The 18,631-nt window shown below is 37.4% G+C and carries 19 protein-coding genes; 15 read left to right on the top strand and 4 right to left on the bottom strand.

Translation table 11 applies throughout. The annotated features are described in order from the left end of the window. Positions 1 to 167: 167 nt before the first annotated feature. The 8 genes from BLR86_RS03195 to BLR86_RS03160 all read left to right on the top strand — a co-directional run bounded on the left by BLR86_RS03195 (position 168) and on the right by BLR86_RS03160 (position 7,238). Complete coding sequence (locus BLR86_RS03195; protein WP_090758187.1) at positions 168 to 404, top strand: YkuJ family protein; 237 nt, start codon at positions 168 to 170, stop codon at positions 402 to 404. Between the two features lie 139 nt (positions 405 to 543). Next, a complete protein-coding gene (gene cbpB / locus BLR86_RS03190; protein ID WP_090758186.1) occupies positions 544 to 996 on the top strand; it encodes a cyclic-di-AMP-binding protein CbpB in 453 nt (150 codons plus the stop codon). A gap of 44 nt (positions 997 to 1,040) precedes the next feature. Continuing rightward, positions 1,041 to 2,549 (top strand): MDR family MFS transporter, encoded by a 1,509-nt coding sequence (locus BLR86_RS03185; RefSeq protein ID WP_090758185.1) that lies wholly within the window; start codon positions 1,041 to 1,043, stop codon positions 2,547 to 2,549. Between the two features lie 107 nt (positions 2,550 to 2,656). Beyond that, on the top strand, positions 2,657 to 3,538 hold the full coding sequence (locus BLR86_RS03180) for a LysR family transcriptional regulator (protein ID WP_090758184.1): 882 nt from the start codon (positions 2,657 to 2,659) through the stop codon (positions 3,536 to 3,538). Between the two features lie 69 nt (positions 3,539 to 3,607). Beyond that, positions 3,608 to 4,318: a 2,3,4,5-tetrahydropyridine-2,6-dicarboxylate N-acetyltransferase gene (dapD, locus tag BLR86_RS03175; protein WP_090758183.1), complete on the top strand. Its 711-nt coding sequence runs from the start codon at positions 3,608 to 3,610 to the stop codon at positions 4,316 to 4,318. 55 nt (positions 4,319 to 4,373) lie between these two features. Continuing rightward, complete coding sequence (locus tag BLR86_RS03170) at positions 4,374 to 5,504, top strand: N-acetyldiaminopimelate deacetylase (protein WP_090758182.1); 1,131 nt, start codon at positions 4,374 to 4,376, stop codon at positions 5,502 to 5,504. 96 nt (positions 5,505 to 5,600) lie between these two features. Further along, the gene (locus tag BLR86_RS03165; protein ID WP_090758181.1) at positions 5,601 to 6,506 is read left to right on the top strand and encodes a DUF4349 domain-containing protein; all 906 of its coding nucleotides are present in this window, start codon (positions 5,601 to 5,603) and stop codon (positions 6,504 to 6,506) included. A 72-nt stretch (positions 6,507 to 6,578) separates the two neighbouring features. Continuing rightward, the gene (locus BLR86_RS03160; RefSeq protein ID WP_090758180.1) at positions 6,579 to 7,238 is read left to right on the top strand and encodes a potassium channel family protein; all 660 of its coding nucleotides are present in this window, start codon (positions 6,579 to 6,581) and stop codon (positions 7,236 to 7,238) included. A 37-nt stretch (positions 7,239 to 7,275) separates the two neighbouring features. On the opposite strand, the gene rnjA is transcribed toward BLR86_RS03160, so the two are convergent. Continuing rightward, positions 7,276 to 8,943: a ribonuclease J1 gene (gene rnjA, locus BLR86_RS03155; protein ID WP_090758179.1), complete on the bottom strand. Its 1,668-nt coding sequence runs from the start codon at positions 8,941 to 8,943 to the stop codon at positions 7,276 to 7,278. Between the two features lie 3 nt (positions 8,944 to 8,946). After that, the gene (locus BLR86_RS03150) at positions 8,947 to 9,156 is read right to left on the bottom strand and encodes a DNA-dependent RNA polymerase subunit epsilon (protein ID WP_090758178.1); all 210 of its coding nucleotides are present in this window, start codon (positions 9,154 to 9,156) and stop codon (positions 8,947 to 8,949) included. 533 nt (positions 9,157 to 9,689) lie between these two features. Between BLR86_RS03150 and BLR86_RS03145 the strand changes: the two genes are divergently transcribed. Further along, positions 9,690 to 10,460, top strand: a complete 771-nt coding sequence (locus tag BLR86_RS03145; RefSeq protein ID WP_090758177.1) for a Cof-type HAD-IIB family hydrolase — start codon at positions 9,690 to 9,692, stop codon at positions 10,458 to 10,460. A 41-nt stretch (positions 10,461 to 10,501) separates the two neighbouring features. Here the strand turns inward: BLR86_RS03145 and def are convergent, their stop codons facing one another. Next, on the bottom strand, positions 10,502 to 11,056 hold the full coding sequence (gene def, locus BLR86_RS03140; protein WP_090758176.1) for a peptide deformylase: 555 nt from the start codon (positions 11,054 to 11,056) through the stop codon (positions 10,502 to 10,504). Positions 11,057 to 11,239: 183 nt separating this feature from the next. Here def and BLR86_RS03135 point away from each other — a divergent pair, with 183 nt between their 5' ends. The 5 genes from BLR86_RS03135 to lpdA all read left to right on the top strand — a co-directional run bounded on the left by BLR86_RS03135 (position 11,240) and on the right by lpdA (position 17,214). Continuing rightward, the gene (locus tag BLR86_RS03135; protein ID WP_254782207.1) at positions 11,240 to 11,908 is read left to right on the top strand and encodes a YkyA family protein; all 669 of its coding nucleotides are present in this window, start codon (positions 11,240 to 11,242) and stop codon (positions 11,906 to 11,908) included. A 331-nt stretch (positions 11,909 to 12,239) separates the two neighbouring features. After that, a complete protein-coding gene (gene pdhA / locus BLR86_RS03130) occupies positions 12,240 to 13,355 on the top strand; it encodes a pyruvate dehydrogenase (acetyl-transferring) E1 component subunit alpha (RefSeq protein WP_090758175.1) in 1,116 nt (371 codons plus the stop codon). A gap of 3 nt (positions 13,356 to 13,358) precedes the next feature. Beyond that, positions 13,359 to 14,336, top strand: a complete 978-nt coding sequence (locus BLR86_RS03125; protein WP_090758174.1) for an alpha-ketoacid dehydrogenase subunit beta — start codon at positions 13,359 to 13,361, stop codon at positions 14,334 to 14,336. A 124-nt stretch (positions 14,337 to 14,460) separates the two neighbouring features. After that, positions 14,461 to 15,795, top strand: coding sequence for a dihydrolipoamide acetyltransferase family protein (locus BLR86_RS03120; RefSeq protein WP_090758261.1), 1,335 nt, complete (start codon positions 14,461 to 14,463; stop codon positions 15,793 to 15,795). 3 nt (positions 15,796 to 15,798) lie between these two features. Then, the gene (lpdA, locus tag BLR86_RS03115) at positions 15,799 to 17,214 is read left to right on the top strand and encodes a dihydrolipoyl dehydrogenase (RefSeq protein ID WP_090758173.1); all 1,416 of its coding nucleotides are present in this window, start codon (positions 15,799 to 15,801) and stop codon (positions 17,212 to 17,214) included. Positions 17,215 to 17,627: 413 nt separating this feature from the next. Here lpdA and BLR86_RS03105 read toward each other — a convergent pair whose 3' ends face one another. Beyond that, a complete protein-coding gene (locus BLR86_RS03105) occupies positions 17,628 to 18,065 on the bottom strand; it encodes a DUF1885 family protein (RefSeq protein ID WP_090758171.1) in 438 nt (145 codons plus the stop codon). A 151-nt stretch (positions 18,066 to 18,216) separates the two neighbouring features. Here BLR86_RS03105 and BLR86_RS03100 point away from each other — a divergent pair, with 151 nt between their 5' ends. After that, positions 18,217 to 18,516 (top strand): DUF3055 domain-containing protein, encoded by a 300-nt coding sequence (locus BLR86_RS03100; protein ID WP_090758170.1) that lies wholly within the window; start codon positions 18,217 to 18,219, stop codon positions 18,514 to 18,516. The last annotated feature ends 115 nt before the right edge of the window (positions 18,517 to 18,631 follow it).

Here is an 18,631-nt window from a genome sequence, read left to right as displayed (position 1 = left end):
ATTTTTTTTATTTTTATTTGGACAAATGACGTATGTTATCTTATTCTTTTAATATTGGCATATTAACAAGTGGATAAGATATTGGAAAAATCCATCAGAATAGAAATATGACAAAAGAGAAACATAAAAGTAGAAAGTTTGCTTGTGTTTGAAAGGAGACGGAGCATATGTCACAGCTTCAAGGTATATTAACACGGTTAAAAAACCTTCAGGACCAGTCTAATGGAGGAGAACCGGCACAACGCTTTTTCGAAGTGAATGGCGAAAGAAAGTGTCAAGTAACATTTCATCCAAAAACAGAAACATTTGAATTAGAAATATATAATGAAAAGGAAAAGCCAAAGCGTTATCAATTTGATAATGTAGACATGATTACAATTGAAATTTTTGATCTAATTCAGTAGGAACCGTATAACGGTTCCTATCTTTTTTAAGTCACAGAGGCAACTGATTTATTTAATACATTTTCATAAAAAAAACCAGTTCTCCGAAAATTATGGTAGAATATACATGTGGTAAAACAAACATTGAGGAGTTTCGGCGATGATTAGTCTTCACAGTGGTGAATTTTTAGAAATAGATATTAGAAAATTATTGATTCCTTCGGAGCGCGTTGCTCATGTGCAAGTTGGTAACAATCTTGAACATGCGCTGTTGGTTTTAACCAAAAGCGGATATACAGCAATACCTGTACTTGATCCCCAATATAAATTACATGGCTTGATTAGTACGCCTATTATCATGGATTCGATACTTGGTATGGAAAGAATTGAATTTGAACAACTTGAAAAAAAAAGAGTGGAAGAAGTTATGAATGTATCCGTTCCACGAGTAAAGATTACAGCTTCAATCCAAACATGCCTTAGACTCTTAGTAAACCATCCTTTTCTTTGTGTTGATACAGAAGATGGTTATTTTGAAGGGATATTACCTAGAAGCACAGTGCTGATGCAATTAAATTTATATGTAAACAAGATGAATAAAAGTGATAAATAGGCTCCCAATAGGGAGCTGTATTATTTTATAATTAGGGGTGTAAAATGGTTGGTGCACTTTTCAAATCAAAAAAAGGGCAGACAAATAGACCGCTCGTCTTAGCTGCAGTAATGCTTGCTATGTTTATGGGAGCGATCGAAGCCACGATTGTTTCAACAGCCATGCCCGCTATTGTTGCCGATTTAGGAGGGTTCACTCTTTACAGCTGGGTTTTTTCCGCTTATCTATTAATGAATGCGATAACAGTCCTGATTTATGGTAAATTATCTGACCTTTTTGGCAGAAAACCCATTCTCTTTTTTGGAATCGTTGTATTTTTAATCGGATCGATTCTTTGTGGTTTTGCTACATCAATGGAATCATTGATTATTTTTCGATTAATCCAGGGGTTCGGTGCAGGAGCTGTTACACCCATTGCGACTACGATTGTTGGCGATATATATCCTGGGGAGGAACGGGCAAAAGTTCAGGGATACCTAGCAAGCGTTTGGGGAATCTCTGCGGTTACTGGACCAGCTGTCGGTGGATTATTAGTACAATACGTAAGCTGGAAATTTGTCTTTTGGTTAAATATCCCCCTTGGAATTCTATCCTTAATAGGGATTGGAATATTTCTACACGAAAAAGTTGAAAAGAAAAAACATGAGATTGATTACATAGGGGCATTTTTATTAACAATTTCTGTTTCATCATTAATGTTGCTGCTAGTTGAAGGTGGTGGACGTTGGTCTTGGGACTCCTGGCAAATCATCAGCCTTTTAATTCTTTTTAGTATAACGATTAGCTTGTTTGTATACCAGGAACGCAGAGCAATAGAACCTGTTATGCCGTTTAATATATGGAAGGAACGGTCGATTTTTGTAGCAAATATTACTTCTTTGACAACGGGAATTATCTTAATAGGAATCTCGAGTTTCCTCCCAACTTTTGTCCAGGGAGTAATGGAACAAACACCGATTGTTGCAGGGTTTACCTTAACAACCATGTCCATTGGCTGGCCCATTGCATCGGTGATTTCTGGAAAAATGATTTTAACACTGGGATATCGTAAGAGCTTACTGATCGGTGGTTTTGCTTTAGTTATCGGCAGTGTAGTATTTGTGACCATGACAGCTTCCTTAGGACCGCTCTGGGCTGCTTTAGGATCGTTTATTATTGGTCTTGGCATGGGAATAACCTCTACCGCTTTTATTGTTTCGATTCAAAGTACAGTAGGCTGGGAGCAAAGAGGAATTGCAACTGCCGCCAATATGTTTATGCGAAATCTCGGAAACACGATTGGTGCAGCGTTACTAGGAGGAATTATTAATAATCGGCTCAGCCATTTTTTAAAGGAAAATGCGGGTAACTCGACAGAAAAGCTAACTGTGGATTCAGCAAACCTTTTATTAAAGGAAAACGAGCGGTCCCATTTATCTGAAGCAGGACGGGAACTGCTTCAAGAGGGGCTAACTCAATCTCTACATTGGGTATATTATGTTGTCCTAATGTTTGCTCTACTTAGTTTAGTTCTAATTTCATTTATACCTAAAAAAGAACAAGGCTCTACATGATAAGTGTAGAGCTATTTTTCTAAAGCAGTCGCTTGCGGATGAAAAGTTTTAATTTTCACTATATAATAGTAAGGCAGAAATTTATTAATGCAAAAAGGTGGATGCTTTTGTCTTCAATTTCTGAATTTCACTTATTAGCTGTTTTAGCTCAAGAAATGAATATGCGTAAAGCATCAGAGCGACTTTTTGTCTCACAGCCCGCACTTTCCCAACGGTTACAAACAATCGAAAAAGAGTGGGGAACAAAATTATTTATTCGCTCGCAAAAAGGATTATCGCTTACCCCTGCTGGTGAGCATGTTATCCATTTTGTCAATGAAGTACTGGTAAAAGAAGAAAAGGTTCGAGAGACGATTTACTCCCTGCAATCTGGTATATCAGGAACGTTAAAAATGGCTGTAGCTTCAATTGTTGGCCAAAATTGGCTGCCTCCGGTTTTAAAAAAGTATAGTGATACCTATCCCCAGGCAAAAATTTCGCTTATTACTGGGTGGAGCAGTGAGATATTGAAAAGCTTATATGATGATCAAGTACATATCGGTATTATTCGAGGAACTCCAGATTGGAAAGGTGTAAAAATTAAACTATTCAGCGATCCCCTCTATTTGGTGGATAGAGACATTACCAGACCTGAACAGTTATTGGAAACGGACCGGCCTTTTATCCAATTTAAAAGCGATTCAAATTATTATCAAGAAATCCAGGATTGGTGGATGCGTCAATTTAAAACCTCACCAAAAAGAACGATTATTGTAGACCAAATTGAGACGTGTAAGCAATTAACCTTTAATGGTCTAGGGTATTCGATTTTACCGGGGATTACGTTAAATAACACTGAAAAGGAAATTTATAAAGTCCCGCTGCTTGATGAAAATGGTGATTCTCTTAAACGCGATACATGGTTATTAGCGTATGAATCTTCCTTTCAATTAAAACAGGTCCAGGCATTTGTAGACCTTGTTAAAGAATATAGCAGCCAAAATAGGTAATAATTTTTTTCTTGTTTACATATCTGTTGTTTGGTAAAGTAATTTTTACTTCAGGTTGGAGGTAGTTAGATGAAAATGATGGATGCAAACGAAATTATTTCTTTTATTCAAAACAGTAAAAAATCAACGCCGGTGAAGGTTTATGTAAAGGGTGATCTAGAAGGGATTGACTTTGGAAGCAATTCTAAAACCTTTATCAATGGAAATACCGGAGTTGTCTTTGGTGAATGGTCTGATATTAATTCAGTCTTGGAGGCTAACCAAGCAAAGATTGAAGATTATGTAATTGAAAATGATCGTCGTAATTCAGCGATTCCATTGTTAAATACAAAAAATATTAATGCTCGTATCGAACCAGGGGTCACGATTCGTGATCAAGTCGAAATTGGTGATAATGCTGTTATCATGATGGGTGCAGTTATTAATGTTGGAGCAGTTATTGGTGAGAAAACGATGATTGACATGGGAGTTGTTCTAGGTGGCAGGGCAACCGTAGGGAAAAACTGTCACATCGGCGCTGGTACTGTATTGGCTGGTGTTATTGAACCACCATCCGCCCAGCCAGTAATAATTGAAGATGATGTGTTAATTGGCGCAAATGCAGTAGTCCTAGAAGGTGTTAGAGTTGGTCAAGGATCAGTGGTGGCTGCTGGTGCAGTGGTCACGAAAGATGTTCTTCCGTACACGGTTGTAGCGGGAATGCCAGCGAAAAAAATTAAGGATATCGATGAAAAGACAAAATCAAAAACAGAAATTATGCAAGAACTTCGCCAACTATAGAACTAAGACACTGCAGAGCGTGGAAATTTTCCACGCTTTCTTTCTAGTATAAGGAGTGATAGGAATGAACCCTTTTGTTAAGATAAGACGCGATCTACATCTGATTCCAGAATTAGGATTTCAAGAATATAAAACCCAAGCTTATTTATTATCGTACATTGAATCTTTATCACAAGAGAGAATATCCATTAGAAAATGGAAAACTGGACTTTTTGTCAAGCTGCACGGTTTAAATCCTAGTAAGACAATTGGCTATCGGGCAGATATTGATGGTCTTCCAATCGTTGAGGAAACTGGATTAGATTTCTCATCAACTCATAATGATCAAATGCATGCTTGTGGCCATGACTTTCATATGAGTATTGCTCTTGGCGTACTATCACATTATGTAGAAAGTCCAATCGAAGATGACATTTTGTTTATTTTTCAACCTGCTGAAGAGGGACCAGGCGGTGCCGAGCCAATGCTGAAATCCGATACCATGCAAGAATGGAAGCCGGATATTATTTTTGCACTACATATCGCACCTGAATACCCTGTAGGGTCAATTGCATTAAAAGAAGGGCTATTATTTGCGAACACCTCAGAACTGTTTATTGATCTGAAAGGCAAAGGGGGCCATGCAGCCTATCCACATCTAACGAATGATATGGTGATTGCTGCCTGTTCGCTTGTAGGTCAGCTGCAAACGATTATCGCTCGTAATATTAATCCGTTAGATAGTGCAGTCATTACCATTGGCAAAATAACGAGCGGGACTGTTCAAAATATTATTGCCGAAAAGGCAAGACTCGAAGGAACCATTCGAACCCTTTCGGATGAGGCAATGGATCATGTTAAACATCGAATCGATGCTGTGGTAAAAGGGATTGAGACAAGCTTTGAATGTGAGGCTGTAATTGATTACGGTGCGATGTACCACCAGGTATACAATAATGAGGAAATTACGAGTGATTTCATTCAATACATAAAGACTCAAACGACTGTTGATGTCATCGAATGCAAGGAGGCGATGACGGGTGAGGATTTTGGATATATGTTGAAGGAGATTCCAGGATTAATGTTTTGGCTAGGAGTGGATTCCCCATATGGATTACACCATGCAAAGTTAACCCCAAAGGAAGAGGCTATTGAAGTTGCGATAAATCTTCTCACTAGTTATATCACTTATTTAGGTAAGCGTTAGTATTAAGTTAATAAAGCGGAGTCTTTTTTATTTTTTGTAACCAAGAGAGTTTTTTAACGTCGGTATTATTATATAGATAAAAAGGGGGGTTGGTTTATGAAAAAAATACTGCGATTATCATTTTTGATCATGTTATTGTTTACCCTTGCTGCCTGCAGTTCAAGCAGTAAAAGTGAAGAGGCAAAGTTAAGTAGTGATAGTAGTGTAGCGATGGATTCAGGACGGGCTGGTATGGTAGAAAAACCGGAAGCTTCATTTGATAATAATGCAAAACAAGATGAAGTTACCCCAACGGATTTAGATGCCCCTAATCAAATGGTCATCTATCAAGCTGACTTACAACTGCGGGTGAAGAAGTTTGAAGAAACTTTACAATCGATAGAAGATCATGTAGGTAAGTATGGAGGCTATATCACAGAGTCCACTATTTCAAAGGATGGGGTAGAACAAGTAAGTGGCAGTATTACTGTTCGGGTTCCTCAAAATAGTTTTCAAGCTTTTTTACGTGATGCCGAGGGGCAGGCTGCAGAGGTTTTACAGCGAAGGATAACGGGTACAGATGTTACGGAAGAATATGTTGACCTTGGCTCGAGACTAAAGTCAAAACGAGTTGTTGAAGAACGGTTAACTACCTTCATGGAGTCAGCAGTAAAGACAGAAGATCTTTTAAAAATTTCAGCTGACCTTGCGGCCGTACAGGAGGAAATTGAAACGATTCTAGGGAGAATGAAGTTTTTAGAAAATCAAACATCACTTTCAACGGTTCATATTTCTCTTTATGAAAATAAAGTGATTGTACCTAATCTTGAAGATGGCGACCTAAATACCTGGGACAAAACAAAAAAACAATTTATGAAAAGCACCAACATGCTCTTAGCAGGCATTTCAGGATTAGTCGTTTTTCTTCTCGGTAATTTACCCATTTTGATCATCCTTATAGTTGCTGGGCTGGCTATTTACTTTTATATAAAGAAAATATCAGCGAGAAATCGGAATGAATAAATTGGTATATTCAAATTAATTGGATATGCTAAAATGAAATTGGTTAATTGATTCTTGCTGGGGGAGTTTTTAGTGAAGAAAAATTTTGCAGTAATTGGATTAGGCCGCTTTGGCGGCAGTATATGTAGAACTCTTTCTGATGAAGGTTTTGAGGTACTGGCAATTGATAAAAACGAAGAAAGGGTAAACTCCTATGCGATGATTGCCTCACATGCTGCTGTTGGCGATACAACTGATGAGGCAGTCCTCAAGAGTCTGGGTATTCGTAATTTTGATCATGTGATTGTCGCGATTGGTGATGATATACAATCGAGTATTTTAACGACGTTAATTTTAAAGGAGCTTGGAGTAACTCATATTACTGTTAAAGCCCAAAATGATTATCATGAAAAAGTGCTCGTGAAAATTGGAGCCGATAAAGTTGTTCACCCGGAAAGAGATATGGGTAGAAGAATCGCTCATAATATGTCTTCGAGCAGCGTATTGGATTATCTGGAGTTATCTGATGAACATAGTATTGTTGAAATTGTGGCAAACAATAAAATAAGCGGTCATACCATTATTGACTTAGACATTCGAAAAAAATATGGTCTAAATATCGTAGCGATTAAAAGAGGTATGGATATCATTGTTTCGCCAAAAGCAAATGAAGATATTCTTATCAACGATGTATTAATCGTTATTGGTACAGACGATGACATCGACCGCTTTGAACGGAAAGTATTGCAATAAAAAAAGGAAGCGCTCCGAATGGGGCGCTTCCGCTTTTCTATACTTCCATAATGATTGGTAAAATCATCGGTCGGCGTTTTGTTTTCTCGTAAAGGAATGGGGCTAATGTATCAGTAATTTCATTTTTAATTTCTGACCACTGGCTTGTTTTTCGTTCCATAACTTTATTGAGGTGCTTCGTAATCAACTTTTGAGCGTCGTTAATTAAATCTCCCGATTCTCTCATATAAACAAATCCTCTGGAAATAAGATCAGGACCTGATGCAATTTTGAATTCTTTCATGTTAATGCTTACCACTACAACGACTAATCCTTCTTCAGAAAGGATTCTTCTGTCACGTAACACGATATTTCCAATATCGCCAATACCACTGCCATCAATATAGACGGATCCAGAAGGAATCTTGCCCGCTACTTGCGCACTGTTTTCTGAAAGAGCCAAGACTTCCCCATTGTCCATAATGAAGCAATTACTTTCTTCTACACCACAATCCACTGCAAGCTTAGAATGCATTCTTTGCATTCTATATTCTCCATGTATAGGCATAAAGAATTTAGGTTTAATTAAACGCAACATCAGTTTTTGTTCTTCTTGCCCACCATGTCCTGATGTGTGGATGTTGCTTAGCTTTCCGTGAATGACTTCGGCACCCGCTCTGAACAACAAGTTAATCGTTCTGTTAACACTAATCGTGTTTCCTGGAATTGGTGATGACGAAAATACGACCGTATCCCCTGGGATAATTTGAATCTGCCTATGAGTACCATTGGCAATTCTAGATAAGGCAGCCATAGATTCTCCTTGGCTTCCGGTACATAGAATCGTGACTTTATCTGCAGGGAGCCGGTTAATTTGATTGGCTTCAATAAAAGTTTCTTTCGGTGCTTTTATATAGCCAAGTTCTTGCCCGATATTTATTGCTGATTCCATACTGCGGCCAAAAACAGCTACTTTTCTTCCATTGGCAACCGCAGCTTCTACAACTTGCTGCAGCCTATATATATTTGATGCAAAGGTTGCGAAAATCAAGCGGCCAGAAACCTTTCGGAAAATATCATCTATACTTTCACCAACTAGACGCTCTGACATTGTAAATTCTGGAATTTCACTATTTGTGCTGTCGGAAAGTAAACATAAAACGCCTTCTTTACCGATTTCCGCCATCTTGGTTAAATTAGCAGGTTCGCCAACTGGAGTGAAGTCAAATTTGAAGTCGCCGGTATGGACGACTTGCCCTGGAGGCGTCTTTACAACAATTCCGTAAGAATCTGGAATGCTGTGAGTGGTTCGGAAAAAAGTAACGGACGTTTTACGGAATTTAATGACATCGTCTTCTTGAATCGGTATAAGCTTTGCAGTTCTTAGAAGACCGTGCTCTTCTAGCTTATTTTTAATTAGTCCTAATGCAAGCTTGCCACCATAGATTGGAATATTAACTTCGCGAAGCAAATAAGGGATACCGCCAATATGGTCCTCATGTCCATGTGTAATGAACAGCCCTTTTATTTTATCTTCATTTTTAACTAGATAGGTATAATCTGGAATTACATAATCAATTCCTAATAGCTCGTCCTCTGGAAATTTAATTCCGGCATCGATCAGAATAATTTCATCCTGAAATTGTACAGCATAAGTGTTTTTTCCTATTTCACCCAAACCACCTAAAGCAAAAACAGCAGTTTGGTCATTTTTTACAAATTTCATATATCAAATCTCCAATACTTTATAATCTTCATTTTGTTTTTCGTATTCTAAAAATGCTCCATTTACCATTTGTACAAATTCAACATTGTAACCTAGTGCCGCAATTTTTTTTCTGACATTTCTTACAGATTCTCCTTCCACATAGAGAGTCTTTGTTTTCTCTCTTACAGGGACTTCTTTACTGTTTTCTTGAAAGTAAACTTTAAATACCATTCTAAATTCGCTCCTTAATCGATCATGACTTTTTCTATTATATTAAATAATTACATTTTTTTCATTTAAATTCACTTTTCACTAAAAAAGTAAGTATACTTCAATCTATAGAAAAAATATGTAAATAAATGCACTGATAATCAATTTACAATAAGGAAGGAGCCCTTCGCAAGTTTGAAGGGCTCGAAAAAGGTGTTGTTAAGCAATTGACTTTTTTCTGAGTAATTCTTTCCACTGTTTCAAGAGCTTCTTTCTTAGCTTCTTTAACATAGTGGATCATCTCCTTACTTACTATTTTAAACGATCCTTGTCCAATGTAAAGCAAGCCATATAGATTATTGAAGATATTTTTTAAATTTTAGCATTTTATACTAATATTATATGGTATCAAGAAGAATTCTTTCATGGATAAATATGGAATAATTATGAAAGTTTAATAAATTGACAATTTGTCTTGTTATTATTAGTGTTTTAAAAGTGGATATACATTTATGTGAATTTTATTACTAATAGCAAAGAGGTGTTAGAATTATATGAAGAAAATTGTTTTTTTTGACATAGATGGAACATTGCTAGACCATGAGAAAAGACTTCCGAGCAGTACAAAAAAAGCGCTCCATTTATTAAAGGAGAATGGAGTGTTCGTAGCGATTGCAACAGGAAGGGCACCTTTTATGTTTACAAGTTTAAGAAAAGAACTAGATATTGATTCATACGTAAGTTTCAATGGTCAGTATGTTGTGTTTGAAAATGAAGTCATCTATAAGAACCCGCTAGACCATAACGAGGTAGAAAGTTTCTTGCAGGCTACAACTGCTAATGGACATCCCTTAATATTTATGAATGAAGTAACGATGAAAGCTACTACAAACCACCACCCCTTTATTGAAACAAGTTTGGGGAGCCTGCTATTCCCACATCCTGATCAAGATAGATCTTTCTATGTTCACAATGAGATCTATCAATCCTTGCTATTTTGTGAGATTGATGAGGAAAAGCAATATTTTAATCATTACCCTAAATTTGATTTTATTAGGTGGCACCCATTTTCAGTGGATATTTTACCTAAAGGTGGATCTAAAGCTGAAGGGATTAAGAAGATGATTGACAGACTTGGTTTTGAGTTAAAAGATGTTTATGCATTTGGTGATGGATTGAATGATTTAGAAATGCTTAAAGCTGTTGGAACAGGTGTTGCAATGGGGAATGGTGTTCCTGAAGCAAAGTCGGTGGCAAACTTAGTTACTTCCGACGTCGCAGAAGATGGGATATGGAATGGATTAAAGGAATTGGGACTTATATGACTAGATAAAAGAGCAAGAGCCGTGGGCTCTTGCTCTTAGTACTATCTTTCTATTGCAATTGCACCCTCAATCTGTTTAAAAGGGTCTGATTTATTGATATGATCATAAAACATAATGCCGTTTAAATGGTCAATTTCATGTTGAAAGCAAATGGCGGGGAGACCTTTTAAACGGATTTTCACTTCTTCACCCTCTAATGAAATGCCTTTTACAGTAATTCTAGCAAACCTTTCTACATATCCTGGAAAATCTTCATCCACTGAAAGACAGCCTTCACCTGAAAGCAGGTAAGCCTTTTCGACAGAATGGCTGACAATCTTAGGATTATATAAGGCGTAGCTGTATAGGTTTCCTTTGTCATCATGTAAATGAACAGCAATCATCCGCTTTGATACATTAATTTGCGGTGCCGCTAAGCCGATTCCAGGTCGTAATCCGTATTGCAATGAAAATTCAGGGTTTTGACTATTTTTAACATATTCGATAAGACTTTTAAGGATTTCTCGTTCTTCTTCCGATGGCGGCATTGAAACTTCTGCTGCTACTTTTCTCAATGTAGGATGGCCGTCTCGAATGATATCATCCATCATTAACATGATCCCATTCACTCCTGTACAAAAACTAAAGATATTGATATTCATTAGTCTATCAGACTATTCCACAAAAGTTAATTGAAAGTATAACCATTTTTAAGTTGTTGGAGATAATATCATATAGGATATTGTCAAAAATAAAAAGTATAGATATAGTAAGAATTGTAATCAGTAAGGGGGTGCCACTTGTCAACTTTTAGATTTACTCGGATTATTTTATTTGTTTTTGCAGGTAGTATCATCCTAGCAGGCTGTATGAACAAGGAACCTGCTGCTGAAAAAATGTATCAAGTGTTAGAAAAAGTTGTGGAAGCAGAAAAAGAGTTTGAGAATCAGCAACAGCCTCTTGTAGCATTAGAAAAGCAAGAACAGGAAATTTATAACCAGATAATGACTCTGGGCATGAAGCAACACAATGAGATTGTTAAGCTTTCCAACGAAGCGCTTTCGATGATTGAAGAAAGACGAGTACTATTACAAAAAGAAATTAACAGCATAAATGCTTCCAAAACAGAATTTAAGAAAGCAGAAGCCATAAAAAATGAAATAAAGGTTCCAGAGCAAAAGAAGAAGGCAGAAGAATTATTAGAAATAATGACAAATCGCTATAAAGTACATAGTCAGCTTTCAAAAAAATACTTAAATGCCCTAGATAGTGATAAAGAATTATATACGATGTTAAAAAATGAGGGTATATCTTACGATAAGCTAGAAGAACAAGTTACTAATCTTAATACTGCTTATCAACAGGTATTCGACAAAAATGAAGAATTTAATGATTTAACTGCACAATATAATGTGAAAAAACTGGAATTTTATAAAGAAGCAGGACTTAAATTACAAACTGAAGAATAAAAATCGGCTGCCATGGTCGATTTTTTATTATTTAGATATATTTAATGTAACAGATTGGAATTGTTAGTGGTACAGAAGTTTGTGTGAATCAAATAATTAATAATATATTCATGATGTAAATTAATCAAACATAGTATTTGACGAGTAGATTTAGATGTTGTACACTCATTATGGAATTATTAATTGTACTATTAGATTATTAAAAAATAATGGTACAGTACAACCAAGTTAATGTTCATTCTATATATAAATGTTAATTTAGGTTTTTGGGTATTCTATTATAAGTGAATTATTTTTACATTATTGTATGAAAGAAAGGAAGATGTAACGAATGGCTTCTAAAACCCAGAACGCTCAGGTCGATGCTAAGAAAGTACTCGAAGTAGTAGAAGATCAATTTACTACGCTTCAAATTTTGAATGAAGAAGGCGAAGTCGTTAATGAAGCAGCAATGCCTAAATTAAGTGACGAGCAGCTGCAGGAATTAATGCGCCGTATGGTTTATACACGAATTTTAGACCAACGTTCCATATCATTAAATCGCCAAGGAAGACTTGGTTTTTATGCACCAACCGCAGGACAGGAAGCATCACAACTAGCATCACAATTTGCTCTTGAAAAAGAAGACTTTATCTTACCTGGCTATCGTGATGTTCCACCAATCGTATGGCATGGTCTTCCACTATCCCAAGCATTTTTATGGTCAAGAGGACATTTGGAAGGCGGACAGATTCCAGAGGGAGTTAATGTAGCTATTCCTCAAATTATTATTGGGGCTCAGTACGTTCAAACAGCAGGTGTTGCATTAGGGTTTAAAAAACGTGGAGTTAAAGCTGTTGCACTTACATATACAGGTGATGGCGGAACATCTCAAGGTGATTTCTATGAAGGAATGAACTTTGCAGGTGCATACAAAGCTCCAGCGATCTTTATTGCTCAGAACAACCGTTTTGCTATTTCAACTCCTGTTGATAAGCAAACTGCTGCGAAAACTCTTGCTCAAAAGGCGGTTGCAGCAGGTATCCCGGGCATTCAAGTAGACGGAATGGATCCTTTAGCTGTTTATGCAGCTACACGCGAGGCACGTGAGCGTGCGATTAATGGTGAAGGACCTACATTTATTGAAACGTTAACATACCGATATGGTCCACATACAATGGCTGGTGATGATCCAACACGTTATCGTACTGCTGAATTAGATAATGAATGGGAAAAGAAAGACCCGCTAGTTCGTTTCCGTAAATTCCTTGAAAAGAAAGGACTATGGAACGAAGAAAGAGAAAACGAAGTAATTGAACAAGCAAAAGAGGAAATTAAAGACGCGCTTAAAAAGGCAGATGCAGCTCCTAAGCAAAAGGTAACCGACTTAATAAATATTACGTATACGGACTTACCTCAAAACTTAAAAGAGCAATATGAAATTTATTCAGCAAAGGAGTCGAAGTAAGTCATGGCTCAAATGACAATGATTCAAGCAATTACAGACGCAATGCGTGTAGAATTAAAAAATGATCCGAATGTATTAGTTTTCGGTGAAGATGTAGGCGTTAACGGCGGTGTTTTCCGTGCAACGGAAGGTTTGCAAAATGAGTTTGGTGAAGATCGTGTATTCGATACACCACTTGCTGAATCAGGAATTGGCGGTTTAGCGGTTGGTCTGAGTTTACAAGGCTTCCGTCCTGTACCAGAAATCCAATTTTTTGGGTTCGTTTATGAAGTAATGGATTCTATTTCCGGTCAAGCTGCTCGTCTACGTTATCGTACTGGCGGAAAATTTAATGCCCCTATTACGTTCCGTTCTCCTTTTGGCGGAGGCGTACATACACCAGATATGCACGCGGACAGCTTAGAAGGCTTAATGGCACAACAGCCTGGATTAAAGGTGGTTATTCCATCAACACCATACGATGCGAAAGGTCTTCTTATCTCATCTATTCGTGATAATGATCCAGTTATTTTCCTTGAGCATATGAAATTATACCGTTCATTCCGTCAAGAAGTTCCTGAAGGAGAATATACCATTCCACTAGGAAAAGCAGATGTAAAGCGTGAAGGTACAGATCTTTCTATTATTACTTATGGTGCGATGGTACATGAGTCTCTAAAGGCTGCAGAAGAACTAGAAAAGGAAGGTTTCTCTGCAGAAGTAATCGATTTGCGTACAGTTAGCCCGATCGATATTGAAACGATTATTGCTTCTGTTGAAAAAACAGGCCGTGCAATTGTGGTTCAAGAAGCACAAAAGCAAGCTGGTGTGGCAGCAAATGTAGTAGCTGAAATTAACGATCGTGCGATTTTAAGCCTAGAAGCACCTGTATTGCGTGTAGCAGCACCTGATACTATTTACCCATTCCCACAAGCAGAAGCTGTTTGGCTACCAAACTATAAAGACGTAATCGAAACAGCGAAAAAAGTATTAACATTCTAAATATAAGCTGGGGAATAGTAAATCTGTTTCCCACTTATTTCTTTATAAATGATCGGTAGAAATATTTGCAAAAATAGGAGGATGGATCCCAGTGAGCGCAACAGCAACCACATTCCAATTTAAAATGCCTGACATTGGTGAAGGTATTCATGAAGGCGAGATTGTTAAATGGTTCATAAAGCCAGGTGATAAAGTCCAAGAAGATGATATCCTTTGCGAAATTCAAAATGATAAAGCAGTTGTTGAAATTCCTTCTCCTGTAGAAGGAACTGTTCTTGAGGTTAAAGTAGCTGAGGGCACAGTAGCAACAGTTGGGCAAGTTTTAATAACATTTGATGCCCCAGGATACGAAAACCTACAATTTAAAGGTGACGAACACCCTGAAGAAGCACCTAAGCAAGAAGCAGCACCAGTAGCACCGGCTGCAGTGCAAGATGCGCCTGTAACACCACCGCCAGCACCACCTGCATATGGTATCGGTGTAACACAACCACAGGGACAAGTGGAAATAGACCCTAATCGCAAAATTATTGCAATGCCATCTGTTCGTAAATATGCGCGTGATAAAGGTGTTGAAATTACCAAAGTTCTTGGCTCTGGTAAAAATGGACGAATCGTTAAAAGTGATATTGATGCATTCTTAAGCGGTGGCGCGGCTGTAGCTGCAGCACCACAGGCTGAAGCGGCTCAAGCTGCTGAAACTGTACAAGCTGTAGAGGCACCAAAATCAGCTGCTGCTCCAATCCCACAAGGTGAATATCCTGAAACTCGTGAGAAAATGAGCGGTATTAGAAAAGCAATTGCTAAAGCAATGGTGAATTCTAAACACACAGCACCACACGTAACGCTTATGGATGAAGTGGATGTATCCAAACTCGTTACACATCGCAAAAAGTTCAAGGAAGTTGCTGCAGGAAAGGGTATTAAACTTACTTTCTTACCATACATCGTAAAAGCATTAACAAGCGCTTTACGTGAATTCCCTGCACTTAATACATCACTTGATGATGCAACTAGTGAAATTATTCATAAGCATTACTACAATATTGGAATCGCAGCCGATACAGAAAAAGGTTTATTAGTTCCAGTTGTTAAAGATGCAGATCGTAAATCAGTTTTCACAATTTCTAATGAAATTAATGAATTAGCCGGAAAAGCACGTGACGGAAAGCTTGCTCCTAACGAAATGAAGGGTGCGTCATGTACGATTTCAAATATTGGTTCTGCAGGTGGACAATGGTTTACACCGGTTATTAACCACCCTGAAGTAGCTATTCTTGGAGTAGGAAGAATTGCAGAAAAACCAATTGTTCGCGATGGTGAAATTGTAGCTGCTCCAGTATTAGCACTTTCATTAAGCTTTGACCACCGAATGATTGATGGTGCTACAGCTCAAAATGCATTAAATCATATTAAACGATTATTGAACGATCCAGAACTATTGTTAATGGAGGCGTAATAAATGGTAGTAGGAGATTTTCCAATTGATACCGATACTATAGTCATTGGTGCGGGTCCTGGCGGTTACGTGGCTGCTATTCGTGCAGCACAGTTAGGTCAAAAAGTTACGATTGTTGAAAAAGAATACATTGGCGGAGTTTGTTTAAACGTGGGTTGTATTCCCTCAAAAGCAGTCATTGCTGCTGGACACCGTTACGAAGTAGCGAAACACTCTGATTCATTCGGAATTAAAGCTGAAAATGTAACAGTTGATTTTTCAAAGGTTCAAGAATTTAAAGCTGGTATCGTGAAAAAGTTAACTGGTGGTGTCGAAGGATTATTAAAAGGAAATAAAGTTGAGATCGTCCGTGGAGAAGCATACTTTGTTGATGGTAATTCATTACGTGTGATTGGCGAAAATTCTGCCCAAACATACAACTTTAAAAATGCAATTATCGCAACAGGTTCTCGTCCAATTGAGCTGCCAACTTTTAAATACTCAAAACGAGTACTTAATTCAACAGGTGCATTGAACTTACAAGAAGTTCCAGAAAAAGTGGTTGTCATTGGCGGCGGTGTTATTGGAATAGAGCTTGGTGGTGCCTATGCTAACTTTGGTACTCAAGTAACTATCTTAGAAGGTGCCGATGAGATTTTAGGTCTTGGCGTCTTTGAAAAGCAAATGGCTGCCCTTGTGAAGAAGACGATGAAGAAAAAAGGCGCAGAATTCTATACAAAAGCAATGGCTAAAGGTGTAGAAGAAACTGAAAATGGTGTTGTTGTAACGTTCGAAACAAAAGGTGAAGAAAAGAAAATCGAAGCAGACTATGTGTTTGTAATGGTTGGACGCCGTCCAAATACGGACGAAATGGGCCTTGAGCAAATTGGTGTGAAGGTTACAGACCGTGGATTGATAGAAATTGACAATCAATGCAGAACAAATGTCTCGAATATTTATGCAATCGGTGATGTTGTTGCAGGTCCTCAATTAGCTCATAAAGCATCTTACGAAGCTAAAATTGCGGCAGAGGCAATTGCAGGTCATAATGCTGTCATTGATTACCTAGGTATTCCTGCAGTTGTATTCTCAGACCCAGAACTTGCCAGTGTAGGTTATACTGAAGCGCAGGCAAAAGCAGAAGGAATCGACGTTATTGGTTCAAAATTCCCATTTGCAGCAAATGGACGTGCATTATCACTTGATAGTTCAGATGGCTTTGTTAAACTTGTTTCACGTAAAGAAGATGGAGTCTTGATCGGCGCACAAATTGCCGGTGCAAGTGCATCAGATATGATTGCTGAGCTAGGATTAGCGATTGAAACAGGAATGACAGTCGAAGATTTAGCATTAACGATACATGCCCACCCAACATTAGGAGAAATCACAATGGAAGCTGCTGAGGTAGCAATGGGCACTCCAATTCATGTTTTAAAATAGTAATAATTAAAAAAGTCCTTTCCGCAGCATAATGGAAAGGACTTTCTTATTTTATCGAATTATTAAACATAACTTCTGAGCATATATTTAAAACACTACATTCTTTACTTTTAAGAATAGATGTTGAGTGGTGATATAAATGCGAATTTATGTGGTAATTACACTGCAATTAATTATATGGAGTGCTTTTACTCTTATTGAGTGGATGTCGAAGCATGATCAACTACTATACAAGGTTATCATGTTCTTTGTGTTTTTTTATTTAGCCTTTGTCCTTTGTAACAAAGCTACACAATCAGCCGCCAAAACACTTTTTATTACATCTTTAAGCCTAACGATATATACTTCCATACATTATACACTATCGCTTTTAACGCATTAAAAAAACTCCCAGAATGGGAGTTAGACTTTTATTACTTCCTCGGATAATAGTACATGATTCGCTCATTAAAAAGGTGCAGCTCTCCTTGAAATTTTTTTGCAAGGAATTTGCAGAATTCATTGGCTTTGCCCTTATCCCCGAACGTGGATTGTTCTGGAAGAGTAACTTGTATGTATGATTGAATTCGATCAGTACCATCTTCATTACGAATGCTTTCCTGGTCAACACCAATTAAGATTGCGTAATAGCGTTCATTAGTAGAATGTAAATAAAACCATTTTCCTTTTCCATCATCCTTTTCTTTAATCACGTAAGGAAACGCAGAGTCTCCATATTGCCAATCTACTTGATTCCCAGTTTTTTCAGTAATATCTTTATAATAATATAAGAGATCCTTTACTTCGTCTACCGTAATTGATTGCTTCGCAGATGAAGGCACTAGTTTAATGAATGCGTTTTCAGCCAACATCATCCCTCCTATACTCCCATTTGTTATCTCTTATATTCTAGCATTGTAAAAACGATGTTGCCAACATTTAGTCACACAAATGTCATTTGTTAATTCTTAAAAAGTAAATTATAATAATATTCTAAATACTCTTTCAAAAAGGAGGACTCTTATGGAATTATTTGAAAAGCTATATGATGAGCACGAAAATGTAAAAGTAAGGTTTATTGGATTTACTACCGAACATACCCGTTATGATTTTGGTATTATTTATACGAGTATGTTTTTTGGTAAACCTCTAGTTGTCTGCATGCAAACAGGCCGTTCTACTCTCCTCGACCCCAAAGAAATTGAAGATATTGAATACCTTCAAAATGTATTCCGGATTTCAGATAAACAACAAGCTGCCGATTTGGCTGAATTCTTCAGTGAAACCCTCCCGCAAATCCCATTTGTTACCCAATATGAATAATTGGACAAAAGGACCTATTAGTAGGTCCTTTTGTCTGAAAAATATTTTAATGTGACATACAATTTGGGCTTGAAAAATGTAATGTGTTATATTATTATTATCTTAAGGACATTAA

The sequence above is a fragment of the Bacillus sp. OK048 genome, from assembly GCF_900103525.1.
Taxonomy (GTDB): domain Bacteria; phylum Bacillota; class Bacilli; order Bacillales; family Cytobacillaceae; genus Neobacillus.
Note: the sequence above shows the minus strand (reverse complement) of the source record. Positions and strands in the feature narration are given on the sequence as shown.